This is a genomic window from Yoonia sp. SWMV100 (assembly GCF_056108365.1).
The window spans coordinates 724,744-740,913 of record NZ_JBWBAQ010000002.1 but is presented as its reverse complement, the minus strand read 5'-3'; the positions used below and the strand labels follow the sequence as shown (position 1 = coordinate 740,913).

At 58.2% G+C, this 16,170-nt stretch carries 16 protein-coding genes; 6 read left to right on the top strand and 10 right to left on the bottom strand.

The window, feature by feature from the left end; genetic code table 11:
- The first annotated feature begins 42 nt into the window (after positions 1-42).
- The 3 genes from hisC to ACXJGX_RS03770 are packed head-to-tail and all read left to right on the top strand — an operon-like array spanning position 43 to position 2,869.
- On the top strand, positions 43-1,128 hold the full coding sequence (gene hisC / locus ACXJGX_RS03780; RefSeq protein ID WP_474778798.1) for a histidinol-phosphate transaminase: 1,086 nt from the start codon (positions 43-45) through the stop codon (positions 1,126-1,128).
- Positions 1,128-2,051 (top strand): prephenate/arogenate dehydrogenase family protein, encoded by a 924-nt coding sequence (locus ACXJGX_RS03775; protein ID WP_474778797.1) that lies wholly within the window; start codon positions 1,128-1,130, stop codon positions 2,049-2,051. The genes hisC and ACXJGX_RS03775 overlap by 1 nt, the downstream gene beginning before the upstream one ends.
- On the top strand, positions 2,048-2,869 hold the full coding sequence (locus ACXJGX_RS03770) for an extensin-like domain-containing protein (protein ID WP_474778796.1): 822 nt from the start codon (positions 2,048-2,050) through the stop codon (positions 2,867-2,869). Before ACXJGX_RS03775 ends, ACXJGX_RS03770 begins: the two co-directional genes overlap by 4 nt.
- Here ACXJGX_RS03770 and ACXJGX_RS03765 read toward each other — a convergent pair.
- Positions 2,866-3,915: an aspartate-semialdehyde dehydrogenase gene (locus tag ACXJGX_RS03765; protein ID WP_474778795.1), complete on the bottom strand. Its 1,050-nt coding sequence runs from the start codon at positions 3,913-3,915 to the stop codon at positions 2,866-2,868. The two genes, ACXJGX_RS03770 and ACXJGX_RS03765, sit on opposite strands and share 4 nt — an antisense overlap.
- Positions 3,916-3,999: 84 nt before the next feature.
- The gene (locus ACXJGX_RS03760; RefSeq protein WP_474778794.1) at positions 4,000-4,257 is read right to left on the bottom strand and encodes a hypothetical protein; all 258 of its coding nucleotides are present in this window, start codon (positions 4,255-4,257) and stop codon (positions 4,000-4,002) included.
- A gap of 103 nt (positions 4,258-4,360) precedes the next feature.
- Here ACXJGX_RS03760 and ileS point away from each other — a divergent pair, with 103 nt between their 5' ends.
- Entirely contained in the window at positions 4,361-7,258 is a 2,898-nt protein-coding gene (gene ileS / locus ACXJGX_RS03755; protein ID WP_474778793.1) for an isoleucine--tRNA ligase, read from the top strand.
- A gap of 36 nt (positions 7,259-7,294) precedes the next feature.
- Here ileS and ACXJGX_RS03750 read toward each other — a convergent pair whose 3' ends face one another.
- Entirely contained in the window at positions 7,295-8,263 is a 969-nt protein-coding gene (locus ACXJGX_RS03750; protein WP_474778792.1) for an alpha/beta hydrolase family protein, read from the bottom strand.
- A gap of 171 nt (positions 8,264-8,434) precedes the next feature.
- On the opposite strand from ACXJGX_RS03750, the gene ACXJGX_RS03745 reads away from it, so the two are divergent.
- Positions 8,435-9,010 carry a TetR/AcrR family transcriptional regulator gene (locus ACXJGX_RS03745; protein WP_474778791.1) on the top strand — a complete coding sequence of 192 codons (576 nt, stop codon included), beginning with the start codon at positions 8,435-8,437 and terminating at the stop codon, positions 9,008-9,010.
- On the opposite strand, the gene ACXJGX_RS03740 is transcribed toward ACXJGX_RS03745, so the two are convergent.
- The gene (locus ACXJGX_RS03740) at positions 9,007-10,008 is read right to left on the bottom strand and encodes an LLM class flavin-dependent oxidoreductase (RefSeq protein WP_474778790.1); all 1,002 of its coding nucleotides are present in this window, start codon (positions 10,006-10,008) and stop codon (positions 9,007-9,009) included. The two genes, ACXJGX_RS03745 and ACXJGX_RS03740, sit on opposite strands and share 4 nt — an antisense overlap.
- 69 nt (positions 10,009-10,077) lie before the next feature.
- On the opposite strand from ACXJGX_RS03740, the gene ACXJGX_RS03735 reads away from it, so the two are divergent.
- Positions 10,078-10,554, top strand: a complete 477-nt coding sequence (locus tag ACXJGX_RS03735) for a methylated-DNA--[protein]-cysteine S-methyltransferase (RefSeq protein ID WP_474778789.1) — start codon at positions 10,078-10,080, stop codon at positions 10,552-10,554.
- Between the two features lie 9 nt (positions 10,555-10,563).
- Here ACXJGX_RS03735 and ACXJGX_RS03730 read toward each other — a convergent pair whose 3' ends face one another.
- From ACXJGX_RS03730 to ACXJGX_RS03705, 6 genes are all read right to left on the bottom strand, one after another.
- Positions 10,564-11,904 carry an eCIS core domain-containing protein gene (locus tag ACXJGX_RS03730; protein ID WP_474778788.1) on the bottom strand — a complete coding sequence of 447 codons (1,341 nt, stop codon included), beginning with the start codon at positions 11,902-11,904 and terminating at the stop codon, positions 10,564-10,566.
- Positions 11,905-12,145: 241 nt separating this feature from the next.
- Positions 12,146-12,844: a CDP-alcohol phosphatidyltransferase family protein gene (locus tag ACXJGX_RS03725; RefSeq protein ID WP_474778787.1), complete on the bottom strand. Its 699-nt coding sequence runs from the start codon at positions 12,842-12,844 to the stop codon at positions 12,146-12,148.
- Between the two features lie 43 nt (positions 12,845-12,887).
- The gene (locus tag ACXJGX_RS03720) at positions 12,888-13,802 is read right to left on the bottom strand and encodes a tyrosine recombinase XerC (protein ID WP_474778786.1); all 915 of its coding nucleotides are present in this window, start codon (positions 13,800-13,802) and stop codon (positions 12,888-12,890) included.
- Positions 13,803-13,807: 5 nt separating this feature from the next.
- Positions 13,808-14,503, bottom strand: coding sequence for a DUF484 family protein (locus tag ACXJGX_RS03715; protein WP_474778785.1), 696 nt, complete (start codon positions 14,501-14,503; stop codon positions 13,808-13,810).
- A 434-nt stretch (positions 14,504-14,937) separates the two neighbouring features.
- Positions 14,938-15,642 (bottom strand): L,D-transpeptidase, encoded by a 705-nt coding sequence (locus ACXJGX_RS03710; RefSeq protein WP_474778784.1) that lies wholly within the window; start codon positions 15,640-15,642, stop codon positions 14,938-14,940.
- A gap of 51 nt (positions 15,643-15,693) precedes the next feature.
- A complete protein-coding gene (locus tag ACXJGX_RS03705) occupies positions 15,694-16,047 on the bottom strand; it encodes a hypothetical protein (protein WP_474778783.1) in 354 nt (117 codons plus the stop codon).
- Positions 16,048-16,170 lie beyond the last annotated feature (123 nt).

Below are 16,170 nucleotides of genomic sequence, written 5' to 3'. Positions count from 1 at the left end.
GCATGACGCTAGAAACAGGCGACTGTATAAGGGGTGGCATAGATGGCTGACGGGATTCAACCGCAACCGGGCATTTTGGATATTGCGCTATACGAAGGCGGCGTTGCGCATCTTGATGGCATGAGCAATGTGCTTAAGCTGTCGTCGAACGAAAACCCGCTTGGCCCGAGCGATGCTGCAAAGGAAGCCTTTGCGCGCGCCGTTCACCAGCTTCACCGCTACCCGTCGTCTGATCATCTGGAGTTGCGGACGGCCATTGGCGATGTCTGGGGCGTTGATCCGGCCCGGGTGATTTGCGGCGTCGGGTCTGATGAGATTCTGCATTTTCTGTGCCAGTGCTACGTTGGCCAAGGCGACGAGGTAATCCACACCGAACATGGTTTTGCGATGTACCGCATTGCCACTTTGGCCGCCGGTGGCACACCAGTCGAAGTTGCCGAACGCGAGCGGGTCACCGATGTCGACGCGATTCTGGCGGCGTGTACGGCGCGCACAAAACTCGTGTTCATTGCCAACCCGAATAACCCCACCGGCACCATGATTGGCGCGGCCGAACTGGCGCGGCTGGCCGACGGTATCCCCGCAGGTGCGCTGCTGGTTCTTGATGGTGCCTACGCAGAATATGTCGAAGGCTATGATGCTGGGCTCGCGTTGATTGAAGCGCGTGAAAACGTCGTCATGACGCGCACGTTTTCTAAGATCTACGGCCTTGGTGGCTTGCGGATCGGTTGGGGTTACGGACCGGCTGCGGTCATCGATGTGATGAACCGCATTCGCGGGCCGTTTAACCTGTCTACTGCGGCGCTTGCCGCCGCAGAGGCGGCTGTGCGCGACACTGACTACACCGAAAAATGCCGTGTCGAAAACGCGAAACGGCGTGAATGGCTGGCAACCGCATTGGCCGAACTGGGGGTGCCGTCTGATACGTCGACGGCAAATTTCGTGCTTGCCCGCTTTGCTGACCAAACCGAGGCGCAGGCGTGTGATGCGGCGTTGCGCGCCGCTGGAATTATTGTGCGGCAAGTCGCAGGATATAAGCTGCCCAATTGCCTGCGCATTACGGTGGGCGATGAAAGCGCGTGTCGTCGGGTCGTGCACACGGTGGCCCAATTCAAGGGGGCTATTTGATGGCGCCAATCTACAACCGTGTCGCGCTCATTGGGCTTGGGCTGATTGCATCGTCGATGTGTCACGCAATGCGGCGCGCAGGGTTGGCAGGCGAAATCGTGGGTTATGCGCGCTCTGCGCAAACCCGCCAGATCGCCCGCGACATTGGGCTGTGTGACACGGTGTACGATAGCGCTGCCGAGGCCGCGACCGATGCCGATCTTGTTGTGCTATGCGTTCCCGTTGGCGCAATGGCGGCGGTTGCTGCTGAAATTGAACAGGTACTCAAGCCGGGCGCGACCGTCAGCGACGTCGGTTCGGTCAAGCGCACGGTGATTGATGAGGTGGCACCGCATATTCCGACGGGTGTCCATTTCATTCCCGCGCACCCCTTGGCGGGGACGGAACATTCAGGGCCGACATCGGGCTTCGCAGAGCTTTTTGATAACCGCTTTTGTATTCTGGTTCCGGTAGAAGGCACCCCACGTGCCGCGATTGATCGTTTGGCGGACTTATGGCGTGGGATCGGCAGCAAGGTCGATGAAATGGACGCTGACCACCACGACTTGGTATTGGCCGTGACCAGCCACACACCACATTTGATCGCGTATACGATGGTGGGGGTCGCTGATGACTTAAGCCGCGTCACCGATAGTGAGGTCATCAAATATTCTGCGGCGGGTTTTCGCGATTTTACCCGCATTGCGGCATCTGACCCTACGATGTGGCGCGACGTCTTCTTGAACAACAAGGACGCGACGCTCGAGATTTTGGGTCGATTCACCGAAGAGCTCTTTGCGTTGCAGCGCGCCATCCGCCAAGGAGACGGAGAGCATTTGTTCGAATACTTCACCCGTACCAGAGGCATCCGTCGTTCGATTATCGAAGCCGGTCAAGATACAGACGCGCCCGATTTTGGACGCAGCAAGGCAAAGTCGGAGTGATCCGGATCGCCATAATTTTTGTGGCGCTATGGGCATCGGCACTGACCGCCCAACCTGACGCGCCAATACTGCGCCCCGTCTCGCGCGAAAGTCATGTGGCTGCGCCAGCTTTGCGTCCGGTCGTTCGGCCATACGAACGGTCGGATATGGTGATCGGTGAGCAGACGCGCCCGATGTTTCGTGCGGAAATTGGTATGTTTGCGATCAGTGCCCATGCTGTCGCAAGGTCGCTGCATCCTGTGCTGCGCCCAAAGTCGATCGAGGCTGCGGCCGATGCCCGCCGTGCGGCGCGGCTGCGTGGTCAGGTTTGTGGTGATGTCGCCCTACAGGGCGCGGAAATTGGTCTGATAGAGGGGCCGGGCGACTGCGGTATCGACGCCGCCGTGCGGATCCGGTCCGTCGCCGGTGTCACATTGGAACCAAACGCAACAATGGACTGTCGTACCGCAACAGCACTCAAGCACTGGGTGTTACAGGGTGCAATTCCCGCAGTGGGCAGCGAGGGCGGCGGTGTTGACAGCTTGCGGATCGTATCGCACTACGCCTGCCGCAACCGGAACAATGCAAGCGGGGGCAGATTATCGGAACACGCCACTGGGCGGGCAATTGATATTGCAGGCATTGGTCTTGAGGACGGAACAGAAATCACTGTGCTTTCCGATTGGGGCAGTGCCGCGGATGGGGCGCAGTTACGGCAGATGTGGCGCGCCGCATGTGGTCCCTTCGGGACCGTGCTTGGCCCCGAAGCAAATGCATTTCACCGCGATCACTTCCACTTTGATACCGCGCGATATCGCAGCGGGTCGTACTGCCGCTAGGCGGCCGCGTTTTCGCGCAGCAACTCTGCGATCTGGACGGCGTTTTGCGCGGCCCCTTTCAGCAGTTGATCACCGACAATAAACATCGTGACACTGCGCCCGGACGGATCGCCAAGGTCGTTCCGGATGCGCCCCACCAGCACGTCCTCTTCGCCAGAGGCCTCGACGGGCATCGGAAAGTGGTTCGCCACGCGGTCATCAACCAAGCGCACGCCGGGTGCGTCGGTCAAAGCGTTGCGGATGCTGTCCACATTGACGTGATCGCCAAACCGGATGGTCAGGGCAATGCCATGCGCGCGCAGGATCGGCACCCGGATGCAGGTCACGTTGATTGGCAGCGCGGGCAGATCAAGGATGCGCCGTGTCTCTGCGATCACCTTTAGCTCTTCGCCGTTATAGCCCGTATCGGGATCGACGTCCGAATTATGGCTGAAGATGTTGAAGGCATAGGAATGCGGCAAGACCTTGGGTTTGAAATCGTACCCTTCCAGATGGGCGCGGGTGCTGTCGCGCAGTTCTTCCATCATGGCGGCACCACCGCCGGAGGCGGCCTGATAGGTGGACATCGACAGCCGCGTGATCGACCAGCGTTGATGAAGCGGCGCAAGCGCTGTTGTCAAAATGGCAGCAATACAATTCGGGTTGGCGATGATGCCGGGGGCACTGGCCAAAATCCGACCGTTTGCTTCGGGGACCACCAATGGCACATCGTCTTGCATCCGAAAGGCCGAGGAATTGTCGATCACTTGCGCCCCTTCGGCCACCGCCAACGGCGCAAAGCGTTTGGAAATCGTTGCCCCCGCTGAAAAAAATGCGATGTCGACACCGGCAAAGCTGTCGTCGGTCAGTTCTTCAACCGCGACCGACGCGCCCTGAAACCGCAGCGTACGTCCGGCAGAACGCGCCGAGGCCAGCAGGCGCAATTCACCAATCGGGAAATTGCGCCGTTCCAGACTGTGGATCAGTTCGATGCCCACAGCGCCCGTCGCGCCAACAATGGCGACAACAGGGGCGGGTTGCGGGGCGGCATTCAGGGGGGCGTTCATATGTGTCTTCCTTTTATTTTCGGAAGACGGGGCCTTAAAAAACAAAACCCCGTCCAATCCGGCGGGGTTTTTGTTTCGGTCAGGTTACTTGCGATGAACCCATACCAAACATTCCCCCGCCATCGCGGTGGTCATCTTGGTCATGGTTTTCTTCATCATTTGTGTCATGGGACCGGCGGATAGCAGATCGGATTTCATCTGACAAGTGGGCAACTGACGTGACGGCAGCCCGCCTGTGGCAGGCGTCACTGTGCGAAACAAGAAGAGGATGGGAAAGGCTTTACGCTTGCGTAGCGCCGTTCTATAAGCGCGCTTGATGTTGAGCATGATGATCATACGCATTATTTGCCCGGCGGCTTGAACGTCAAGCCGACCGGGAAAAGGTGTCTGCGTGTGCGCACCGCTCCTTACCCCTATGATTTCCTGATTTCAAAGGACGCTTTTGATGTGCGCCGAGACCACCGACTATAAAGACACCCTGAACCTGCCACGTACCGATTTCCCGATGCGGGCTGGATTGCCGAAACGCGAACCCGATTGGTTGGCCCGCTGGGCGCAGATCGGCGTTTATGAAAAACTGCGCGCCAAGGCCGCAGGACGCAAACCGTTCACGCTGCATGACGGCCCGCCTTATGCGAACGGGCATCTGCATATCGGCCACGCGCTGAACAAGATCCTCAAGGATATGGTTGTGCGGTCCCAGCAAATGATGGGCCGCGATGCGCGTTATGTGCCGGGCTGGGACTGCCACGGTCTGCCGATTGAATGGAAGATCGAAGAACAATACCGCAATAAAGGTCAGAACAAGGACGACGTGCCTGTTGTGGATTTCCGTCAGGAATGCCGCAAGTTTGCCGAAGGCTGGGTCGATATCCAGCGCGAGGAATTCAAACGCCTTGGCGTGCAAGGCAACTGGGATGATCCGTACCTGACGATGAATTTCCACGCCGAACGGGTGATCGCGGCGGAATTCCAAAAATTCCTGATGAACGGCACGCTTTATCAAGGGTCCAAGCCCGTGATGTGGTCGCCCGTGGAAAAGACCGCATTGGCCGAAGCCGAGATCGAGTATCACGATCACAAGTCGCACACGATCTGGGTGCCTTTTGCGTTTCAAGACGCGGCTGGTGATCTCGCTGATGCGCGGGTTGTGATCTGGACGACAACGCCGTGGACCATCCCGTCAAACAAGGCTGTGGCCTATAATCCCAAGCTTGCTTATGGCCTTTACCGCGTTGATGCGACCCAAGAAGAAAGCTGGACCAATCCTGGCGATCTTTACCTTTTTGCGGATGCATTGGCAGAGGATGCGTTGACCAAATCACGTGCGACTGAATTTACGCGTTTGCGTGATGTGACACCCGAAGAATTGGGCGTCCTTGTTGCGAAACACCCCTTCGCAGGTCTGGAAGGCGCTGACGGTTTCTGGGACTATGACGTGCCCATGATTGACGGGGACCATGTGACCGACGATGCCGGTACAGGTTTTGTGCATACGGCGCCGTCCCACGGTGCTGACGACTATGAATGCTTTATGAAGCGTAATTGGTTGGACCGTATGACCCACAACGTCGGCGAAGAATCCGAGTTCCTGCCGCATGTGCCGTTCTTTGCGGGGCTGCAAGTCTTTGACCGCAAAGGTAAAGAAGGCAAAGCGAACACCGCGGTGATCAGTAAACTGGTCGAGGTGGGCGGTATCATTGCGCGCGGGCAGGTCAAGCATAGCTATCCGCATTCTTGGCGCTCTAAGGCACCGATCATTTTCCGCAACACGCCGCAATGGTTTGCCGCGATTGACCGCCCCGTGGGTGACGGGCAAGATACCTATGGCACCACGATCCGCGAACGCGCGCTGCGGTCAATCGACGAATTGGTGACATGGACCCCGCAAAAGGGCCGCAACCGCCTGCACGCGATGATCGAGGCGCGCCCGGATTGGGTGCTGTCGCGGCAACGCGCATGGGGCGTGCCACTGACCTGTTTCACCAAAAAAGGTGCGCTGCCAACCGACCCGGATTTCCTGCTGCGCAGTGAGGCGGTGAACGCCCGCGTGCTGGAGGCCTTCGAGGCCGAAGGCGCAGATGCCTGGTACAAGGACGGCGCAAAGGCGCGGTTCCTTGGCAATGACGTGGATCATGACGCCTACGATCAGGTATTCGACATTCTGGACGTCTGGTTCGACAGCGGATCAACCCACGCTTTTGTGCTGCGCGACCGCGAAGACGGGTCCGAAGACGGCATGGCCGATCTTTACCTTGAAGGCACCGACCAACACCGCGGCTGGTTCCATTCGTCGATGTTGCAGGCCTGCGGCACCATGGGCCATGCGCCTTATCGCGGGGTGCTGACGCACGGGTTCACGCTGGATGAAAAGGGCATGAAAATGTCCAAATCTGTCGGCAATACCGTCGCCCCCGAAAAGGTGGTGCAGCAGTATGGCGCAGATATTTTGCGGCTTTGGGTGGCGCAGTCGGATTACACAGCCGACCTGCGGATCGGGGATGAAATCCTGAAAGGCGTCGCCGACAGCTATCGCAGATTGCGCAATACGATGCGTTATATGCTGGGGTCGCTGGCGGATTTCACCGAGGCTGACCGCGTGCCTGCCCCCGATATGCCCGAGTTGGAGCGTTGGGTGCTGCATCGGTTGGCGGAACTGGATCAGGTCGTCACCGAAGGCTACGCCAAATACGATTTCCAAGGCGTGTTTCAGGCGGTATTCACCTTTGCCACGGTCGACTTATCTGCGTTCTATTTTGATATCCGTAAAGATGCGCTGTATTGCGACGGTGACACGCTACGGCGGCGGTCGGCGCGGACGGTGCTGGATATTTTGTTCCACCGGATCACCAAATGGCTGGCGCCGATGCTGACCTTTACGATGGAAGAGGTCTGGTTGGAAAGGTTCCCTGGCGATGACAGTTCTGTCCACTTGCAGGATTTTGACCCGACCCCTGTGGATTGGCGCGACGACGGTTTGGCCGCGAAATGGGCAACCGTGCGCAAGGTTCGCCGTGTTGTGACCGGCGCGCTCGAGGTCGAGCGGACAGCAAAGGTCATTGGCGCGTCATTAGAGGCAGCACCGACAGTCTATGTCAGTGCGGATGCGGCATCGGTGCTGGAAACCGTCAGCTTTGATGATCTGTGCATCACATCTGGGATCACAGTGACCACCGATGCGGCCCCGGCCGATGCGTTCACGCTGGACGATGTGGCAGATGTGGCTGTGGTCTTTGCCCGCGCCGAGGGCGAGAAGTGCGAACGCTGTTGGAAAATCTTGCCGGATGTCGGCACCCACAGCCATTCGGGCGTCTGTGGTCGGTGTGATGCGGCGCTGAGCTAAAAGTTGGCCCGCCCTGAACAGGGGCGGGCCTTTTGCTTATTTGCTGTCAACAAAGGCATGATCGCTGGCATGCTGAGCCAGCGCATCACATGCAGTTTGCCATGCGCTATCGCCGTCATAAAGCGCGGAGCGCAGGTAGGACCATGTCATCCGCCGGGTGATTTCCAGACGGTCAGGGTCTTCGTCGTCTGTCTCTTTCGCGTCATAGCCCGCGATCCCGCCCAGACCGTGTTTACCGCCGATCAACGTGAGCATCTGGTCCGCGCCGGGGCTTTCGTGAAAGGGGTCTGTGTGCCACGCGGCCCCACGTTTGGTTAGATGCGGGTTGTCGTCCGCATCGCCCGCGACCACCAGCGTTTGTGTGGTCATGCCGCTGAAATCCGGGTTCAGGGTGGTGTAATTTTCGCGTGCAAAATCGCTTAGGCTGTCGCCGCCTTTGCCGGGGGCCGCCAGCAGGACGCCGACCTTGATACGCGGGTCAATCAGGCTCACGTTCTGCGCATCGGGGTCCTTGATGTCTGTCAGCCGCGCGCCCAGCAGCATCCCCACTGTCTGACCGCCCAGCGAATGCCCCATGACGGCGATCCGGCCGGTGTCGAGCCGCCCGGCAAGCAGCGGTTGTTCTGCAATAGTCGTATCAAGCTGATCGAGGATGGCCTGAAAATCCATCACCCGCGCGCGCCAGAAAAACGGCGCGCCGGGGGCGTCGGCGGGCAGACCTGCGACCTTGGAATTGGCATGGGTGGGCTGGATCACTGCAAATCCGTGGGCGGCATAAAAATCGACCAGCGGGCCATAGCCGTCCTTGGACGGGATATATAGCGACGGCCCATGCCCATGCGAGAGCAGGATGATCGGAAGGTTGATGCCTGTGGCGGGCAGGGTGATCCGTAATTCCAGCGGCAGATCACGGTCGGCGACGGTGATCGTCACGGGCGTGATCGCAATGGTCGTGACGGGATCCGACACGGGGATATGGGCGGCGGGACCGATAAGGTTGTTCATGAGCTGTCCTTTGGATTTGCACTTTGTCATGCGAGAGATTATCTGAAGCGGAACGATGATCCAATTTAAATGGATCAATGTTCCGAATGTGATTATCATATACGGAACAGTGATCCGTATTGCAAGTGCGGGCCAGGTGGATTTTGCCACCGGGGGGCGAAAAGGACTGTTATGGTAGGGAAAATTGAAAGCGACGGCGCGCCACGTCAGGTCCGCGCCGATGCGCAACGCAACGAAGACGCGGTGCTGGAAGCGGCCAAGACCGTCTTTGCCACATCCGGTGTCGATGCGCCCGTCCGCGAAATTGCGGCGCAGGCGGGGGTCGGGGTCGCGACACTCTACCGACGGTTCCCGAAACGCTCGGACCTGATCGCGGCTGTGTTCCGGCGCGAGGTGGACGCCTGCGCCGCCGCCGCCGGGGCATTGGCCGCAGAGCATCCGCCAGAGCAGGCGCTGGCGCTTTGGCTTAAACGCTTTCAGGCGTTCATCGGGACAAAAAAAGGGCTTGCCGCGGCCCTGCACAGTGGTGACAGCGCCTACGCCGCACTGCCGGGCTATTTCCGGTCAAACTTTGAACCTGTGCTTCAGGGATTAATCAGGGCAGCAAGCGCGACCATCCGGCAGGACATCGACGCCTATGACCTGCTCCGCGCCATCGGCAACCTCGCGGTTGCCCAAGATGATGATGGCGCGGCTCATGCGGACCGGATGCTGGACCTGCTGATCGACGGGCTGCGTTTGCGTTAGGCGGCCGCGCTTTTTGCGGTCAGATCCTGCAGCACCTGCGCCGCAATCTCGAACGAGTGCAGGCGCGCGGTGTGATCGTGGATCATGCCGGTCAGGATCAACTCATCAGGTTGGAAGGTCGTGATCAGTTCCTGCAACTGGGTGCGCACGGTCGCGGGCGATCCGGTTGCGGAACAGGCCAGCGCGGCATTCACGCCTTCCATGACATGCGGCGGCACGTGATCTGCGATATGCGCGACAGGGCGGGGCAGTTTGCCGGGATTGCCAGTGCGCAGCCGCGCAAAGGCCAACTGCTGCGATGATTTCAGCAAAATGGCCTCTGCGTCGGTGTCAGCCGCGCAAACGCCCGCGGCCATCATGACATAGGGCTTGTCCAGATAGGTCGATGGGCGAAACGCCGCGCGGTAGGTATCGATCGCATGCGCAAGCATGGCCGGAGCAAAGTGCGACGCAAATGCATATGGCAGACCGAGATGTGCAGCCAATTGCGCACCATAGAGACTAGACCCGAGGATCCAGACCGGGACGTGGGTGCCTGTGCCCGGAACCGCCTGCACGGGGCCGGGTGTGTCGCTGAAATAACTTAACAGTTCCTGCACGTCTTGCGGAAAACTGTCGTCGGGGGCCATGTGGCGACGCAGGGCACCGGCGGTCTGCATATCTGTACCCGGCGCACGGCCAAGCCCAAGATCGATCCGGTCAGGGTACAGTGTGGCAAGGGTGCCAAACTGTTCAGCCACAATCAGCGGCGCGTGATTGGGCAGCATGATGCCACCCGCACCGACGCGGATAGTTTTTGTCGCACCAGCCACATGCCCGATCACAATGGACGTTGCCGCAGAAGCGATGCCCGGCATATTGTGGTGTTCCGCAAGCCAGTAGCGGTGATAGCCACTGCGTTCTGCCAGTTGGGCCAGTTCAACCGTATGGGCCAGCGCGTCGGCGGTGGTCTGGCCCTCTGCAACGGGGGACAGGTCGAGAAGAGAATAATGGTGCATAGTGAACTCCTTGGTTTAGAACCTAGGTCTTTGGTGTGACCTTTCCAAGGTGTTGGACGGATTAATGATATGAAGTTGGATAATCGGGATGCTGGGTTGATTTGTGGGCATTCAGTTGTGGGCGCGCTGGGCGCTGACGCCGTGAACGGGGCGGTGACCGGGTTGGTATGGGGGCGGCCAGGGTCGTTGACCAACGGCCCGCTGTTTGATCAATTGTGCGAAGAGGTGGCGGGATATTTCGCCGGGACGCGGGTGCAGTTTACGGTGCCGCTCGCGCCACGCGGGTCCGCATTTCAACAGCGGTTCTACACAGCGCTTTGTGCCATCCCTTACGGCGAAACCCGCACCTATGGAGACTTAGCCAAATCGCTAAATGTTTCCGCCCAAGCCATCGGACAAGCCTGCGGTGCCAATCCGATTGCCGTCCTGATCCCCTGTCATCGGGTGTTGGCCGCACAGGGTCTAGGCGGCTATTCTGGCGAGGGTGGGATTGAAGCGAAAGTTGCGCTGTTGCGGTTAGAGGGCGCGGCGGGCCTGTTGATTTGAATGCTGTTCCTAGTCGTCAACAATGGTGACGCTCTTGGTCCTGATTTCCTCCAATGACGGGGCGCCAAGGTCTGCTGCCTGAATTTCGCTAATAAATGCATGCGTAGGTGCGCTTCGGCTTCCTTTAACGTGCATCACTGACTCGCCGCTTTGCGCGCCGGTCGGCATCTCGGCTAAAGGGTGGTAGTGCACATAAAGCTCGACGTCTTGTACCCAAACTTTGAACTCAACGGTTTCTCCGGCCTCACCTCTGTGTCCCGATAGGCGCTTTGCATTATCCCAGCGCCGAATTTCGCCGCCACCGCTTTGGAAGTTTAGCATGGTTTGCATCAATACATCGGGAAAGCTCTGTCCATTGATCGCGCGCAAATCACTGAGGCTGCTACCTGCATCGGGCCTCGAAACAAGCGGGGTCGATTCCTTTGCCAACACGTAGCGTTCGGTCGCTGCAGACCAGCTGCCCAGTTCTTCCATGGCAAGCATAATCAGATCGACATCATTATCTGATAGTTTGCTTGCATCAAGCGTCGTTTTTTTGCCGATGGTTTTTCGTGCTGTAACGTAAGGGTCGGGCGCTTTTTCTGGTTCTGCGGATGCGCTGTTGGAACTCGATGGGATTCCCACCCCGTTATCGACATCCCGGAACTTGTGTTTGCTGATGTAGTCTACAATTTCCGACGCCGAATTGAAGGCTGCTGTTAAAGTTTCGACATATCCTGCACATGTTTCCGCGACATATTCGGCACCATATTGTGTTTCGATGGCTTCGCCCCATTTCGTAAGGGCATCAGACGTTATTTTTTTTTTTTGCTTTGCTGTGAGGTCAACAACCCGCTGTAATGTGAGTAAACTTGCTGATGACGTGATCGCCCGCATTTGTAATGCTGTGTCAGCTACGCGCTGTAACGCCTTCGCGCCCATTACATCCGCCTCTTGCTCCAGCCCCACGTCATCATTCACTGCGACGCCCTTCATTTGCATCGTCGGCTTTACCCGCCCTTGGGCTTGTTGCACCACGTGCCATGCCTCGTGGGGCAGGTGTTGTTCCTGACCGGGGCCGAGGTGGATGTTGCTGCCTTGGGCATAGGCGTGGGCCTGCACGGTGGCGGGTTTGTCAGAGTTGCGGCGAACCTTGACGTGGTCCATCGACATGCCAGACAGGTTTTCAATCCCAGCTTTCAGGTTGTCAGGCAGGCCGGTATTGTTTGCCTTGGGCGCAGGGGCTTCTGCACGCTGGATGAACTTGCCTTGCAGCTCGTCCTCTTCCATGCGCTGGATCGCTTTGCCCTGCATCAATTCTTCGTCTTCCATGCGCTGAATGAACTTGCCCTGCAATTCATCCTCTTCCATCCGTTGCAACGGCGGTCGGGCATTGGCCATGCGCTGCAACGCAGCAAGCGATTGGCTTCCGGCGCTTTGGTCAGCAACGCGCTGCAGCGCCGAGGTGGGCTTGGGCGATTGGCGGGCAGTGGCGGGCGCACGTAAATGTTGCGCAGCGTAAAGTGATTTCATCGAAAAATCCCCAATTCGGGCGAGCGTCAATTTAATAACGCTTTTATAGCACGGGGAATAATTTTCGCCTAACGTTAGTTCAACGCGATGATCTGGCCGGAATGATCTGCTGTGTCACGCCAACAAACAGCAGATAGATCGAGGTTGTGACCAACCCCCAATGCGCCAAGCTGTCGGGGTGAAATTTAACCCACGCAGCCCAGCCAGCGAAGAATGTCCAAGCCAAAGCGACAGGCAATGTCACGTTTCGCCACCGTTCGGTCCGCACCGGATGCACGAACTTCAGCGGCAAGAACATCGCGATGGCAAGGCTGGCAACAAGCGCCAATGAAACCCAAAAATTTGGCTCCAACGCAAAAATCACTAAAACCAGCATGTTCCAGCAACCCGGGAAGCCGGAAAAGGAGTTGTCCTTGGTTTTCATGCGTGTATCGGCAAAATACATCGCCGAGGTAAAGGTGATCAGGATGATCGCACACCAACCGGTCCAACCGGGCAAAAGCCCCGATTTGAACAGCGCATAAGCGGGCACAAAGACATATGTCAGGTAGTCGATGATCAGATCCAGCAGGACACCATCAAAGATAGGCGCGTTGGTTTTGACATCATATCGCCGGGCCAATGGGCCATCGATTCCATCCACGAAGAACGCGACGACCAGCCACAGGAACATAAGGTTCCATTTTTCTTCGACGGCGGCCAGCATCGCAAGCATCGCGAAAACGGCACCGGTGGCAGTGAGAAGATGAACAGCGAGGGCTTTGGTTTTTAAAGTCATGCGTGCTTCATTGCGTAAAACGCTCTGTTGGGCAATCTGTTAGTCACGCTTTCGGGTGGGCCTTATCGTAAACTTCCATCAGGCGTGCTGAATCTACCGCGGTATAGGCTTGCGTTGTGGACAGGGATGCGTGGCCAAGCAATTCCTGAATCGTGCGCAGGTCGCCGCCTGCCGACAACAAATGCGTCGCAAAGGAATGGCGCAGCGCGTGGGGCGTTGCGGTCGCGGGCAGGCCCATCTGCATCCGGGTTTGTTCCATCACTTTTTGAATTGCGCGGGGCGCAAGCGGGCCGCCGCGGATCGCACGAAACAGAGGCGCGCGCGGCTCTTTAGGGTAGGGACAGACCCGCAGATACGCATCAACCGCATCGCGCGCGACGTCGATCACGGGCACGATACGGTCCTTGTCGCCTTTCCCGGTGATCCGCAACACGCCCGGCAGGGGCGCGTCGGCGCCTTTCAGGCTAAGTGCTTCGGATATCCGCAGGCCGCAACCGTAAAGCAATGTGATTACGGCGGTGTCACGGGCGGCAACCCACGGTTGGCGGGCTTGCATTTCGACCATGTCGATCATTGCGCTTGCGGCGTCTTCGGCCAGTGGCCGCGGCAGCTTTTTCTGGAACTTTGGAGAGCGGGTCGACAGCACAGCGGTCGGTTCAAATCCTTCGCGTTCGGCCAGCCAGCGATAGAAAGACTTGACCGCTGACAAAGCGCGGGCAAGCGACCGCGCGCCCACACCGCGCCCGCGTTCATGGGCCATCCACGACCGCATGTCGCGCACGCCGATCTGGGCAATCGGCGCGAACCCTTGCAGCCCGCCGTTGTGCTGGGTCATGAAAGACAGAAACCCAAGCACGTCTGATTGATAGGCTTTGAGCGTGTTGTCTGATGCCCCCGCCAGCGCGCGCTGATGGTCCAGCCATCTGGCTAATGCGTCGGTAAGCGCGGCCGAAATCATCGGGATTACCCGAGCCAGCGGCGCATGACGCGTTCAAATACACCTGTGAAAAATGTCAATAAATCAGTACCTTGTTGGGCGCTGAACTGCTGCGGGTCTTCGGACCCCATGATCAGCATGCCGGGGCGGTTGCCTTTGCCAAGGTCGAGTTTAAGGCAGGCCTCGGATTGGATATAGCCAGCGCGGCTACCGTAAAGGCTGGCGCCCTTGTTGTCGAATTTGCGCAGCGTGATTTGACGCACAGGCATGTTGCGGCCAAGGGTGATGTAATCGTCAATAAACCCTTCTGGAACAACGGCGACCGCCGGCCCCATGTCATTGTCCGCCTCTGGTTCTGCGCTTTCCAGGACCAGCCGGATGGCATCGACGCGCAGGGTGTTCGCGACGTCCCCGGCGAGGTCTTCCAAAAAGGTGGTGAAGGTGTGCGCGTCCATCATCCGCAAGATTGCGCGGTGCACCTGGTTGGTGCCGGCAAGATTGTCGTAGGCGGCGGCGATGACGTTGCGGTGGGTGTCTTCAAGGCGGTCAAACCGCGCCTCGAGACGTTCCATCGCGATGCCGCGCAGGTCGACGATATTGCCGCCCATCTTGTCGTCGTTGCCGCCGACAAGGGCACGCATGACGTCTGGATCCTCTAGTAATAGGTTTGGATTCGCGATGATCTGTTCGCGCAGGGTGTCGTCCATCACAGGTTTTGTCATTGGCTGCTCTTTTGCTTTTTTTAAAACTGTAGCAGACTGGGGCGCGGGGTTCCGCAACTATTTTCGCGGGCGGCCAGTTGGTGACTTTTGGGACTCACTTTGCCGCGCCAAGGGACGTTGTCCGTTTCGCCATATCGCGGTTTGACCCGTTTGGCGCAGATCGTGGCCCGATGGCGCGGGTCTAAGTTACAAGCCAGGAATGGCAGTGCGGGGACGCATATGTTTGCGTGAGATAGTCTTCATCTCACCTGTCTGCTTTTTGCGGTCATTGATTCTGCGGGGCGTACGACTGATTTCTATCACGATCGCGCCGCAATCCATCGCAAAAGGGTGCCGCTCTGGTCGGGCCCTTGCCTGACGAGGACGCTGATCGGTCCCGCGCTGATAGGACGAGCTATCAGCGCGAAATTTACACCTGCGTCTTGCCTTTAGCATCAATATAGCTGCCCAAGTCCCCTTGGCTTCACAGACGAAAGAACAATCACTGACGCGCCGTGAACCGCGCGCTTGTGCAAATGAATCACATCTTGATTCAGCATACGGATACAGCCGGACGACACTGCCTTGCCCAATTCACGTGGCGACGCAGCTCCATGCACACGGTAGAGCGTGTCTTCGCCGTTTTGGAAAAGATAGAGTGCTCTTGCGCCCATCGGATTGCCCGGTCCGGGATCCATACCCCCATTTGCGACAGAGTACGGTTCGAGGTCGGGTTTCCTTAATATTGTTTCTTCAGGCACATTCCATCGCGGCCATTTACGGCAAAATTGGAGCCTTGCAGTCCCCTCCCAAGCGAATCCGGCAGCACCCACGCTGACGCCATATCGGGTCGCGTAATCTTCGGATTCGACAAAATAGAGCATGGCAGCGTCAGGATCGATAATGATGGTGCCACGGGGATGATTGGGCCATAAATTTATGACCTCTTGGCGCCAAAGGTGAGGAGCAATGGTTCCTTCCGGAATGGCCGGTACCGGGAAAGGTTCGTCCCAAATCGCTTGATAGAATTCGGGCAGCGCTGGATACGATGGCGCAGTGGGCACGGTTTCAGTGCGCGTTGCGTTGTCTTGGATCGGCTGGGTGCAGGCAGCAAGAACTGCCGCGCCACCAGTGGCGACGAAGGTACGTCTGTTCAACATTGGTATGATCTCTCGTTCTGGAGGAAAGTGGCGCGATACGCCGGGTTTCAATCAGACAGAACGAGGAGGCGAAGTTGGTGGCGCCTGGGCGTAACGCGGAACGAAATTTTGTTGTTCAAAGGCCAATTGCGCCTTGCGCGGGAAAAACAAGAGATCGTCAATGCCAGACAGTGATAGGGCGTTTGCTCCGCACTGCGGCTGTTGAAGCACGGCGATACGTTTGTTTTTCACGGGGGCGGCAAAGTTTGCTTTGGTCACATCAGCATCTTGTATAACGGGCGCTTCGTCCGAAAAATAGCCATTCCCATCAATGTCACCTGTCGCCGCCGACGCAGCAGCAATGCTGCACCAAGGCAGGATGCTAAAAAGCAACAGCGCGGTCATAATTGTTTTAAGAAAATGCATAGATGCAAGATACCCGTGAGCGGGATCGAATTCAAGGCACCGCAAAACCGTTGCTATGACGCGTGCAAACAGTGGCGGCATCCCCGCCAAGTCACGCGCGCGTCACTTGGCGGGGGTAGTTGG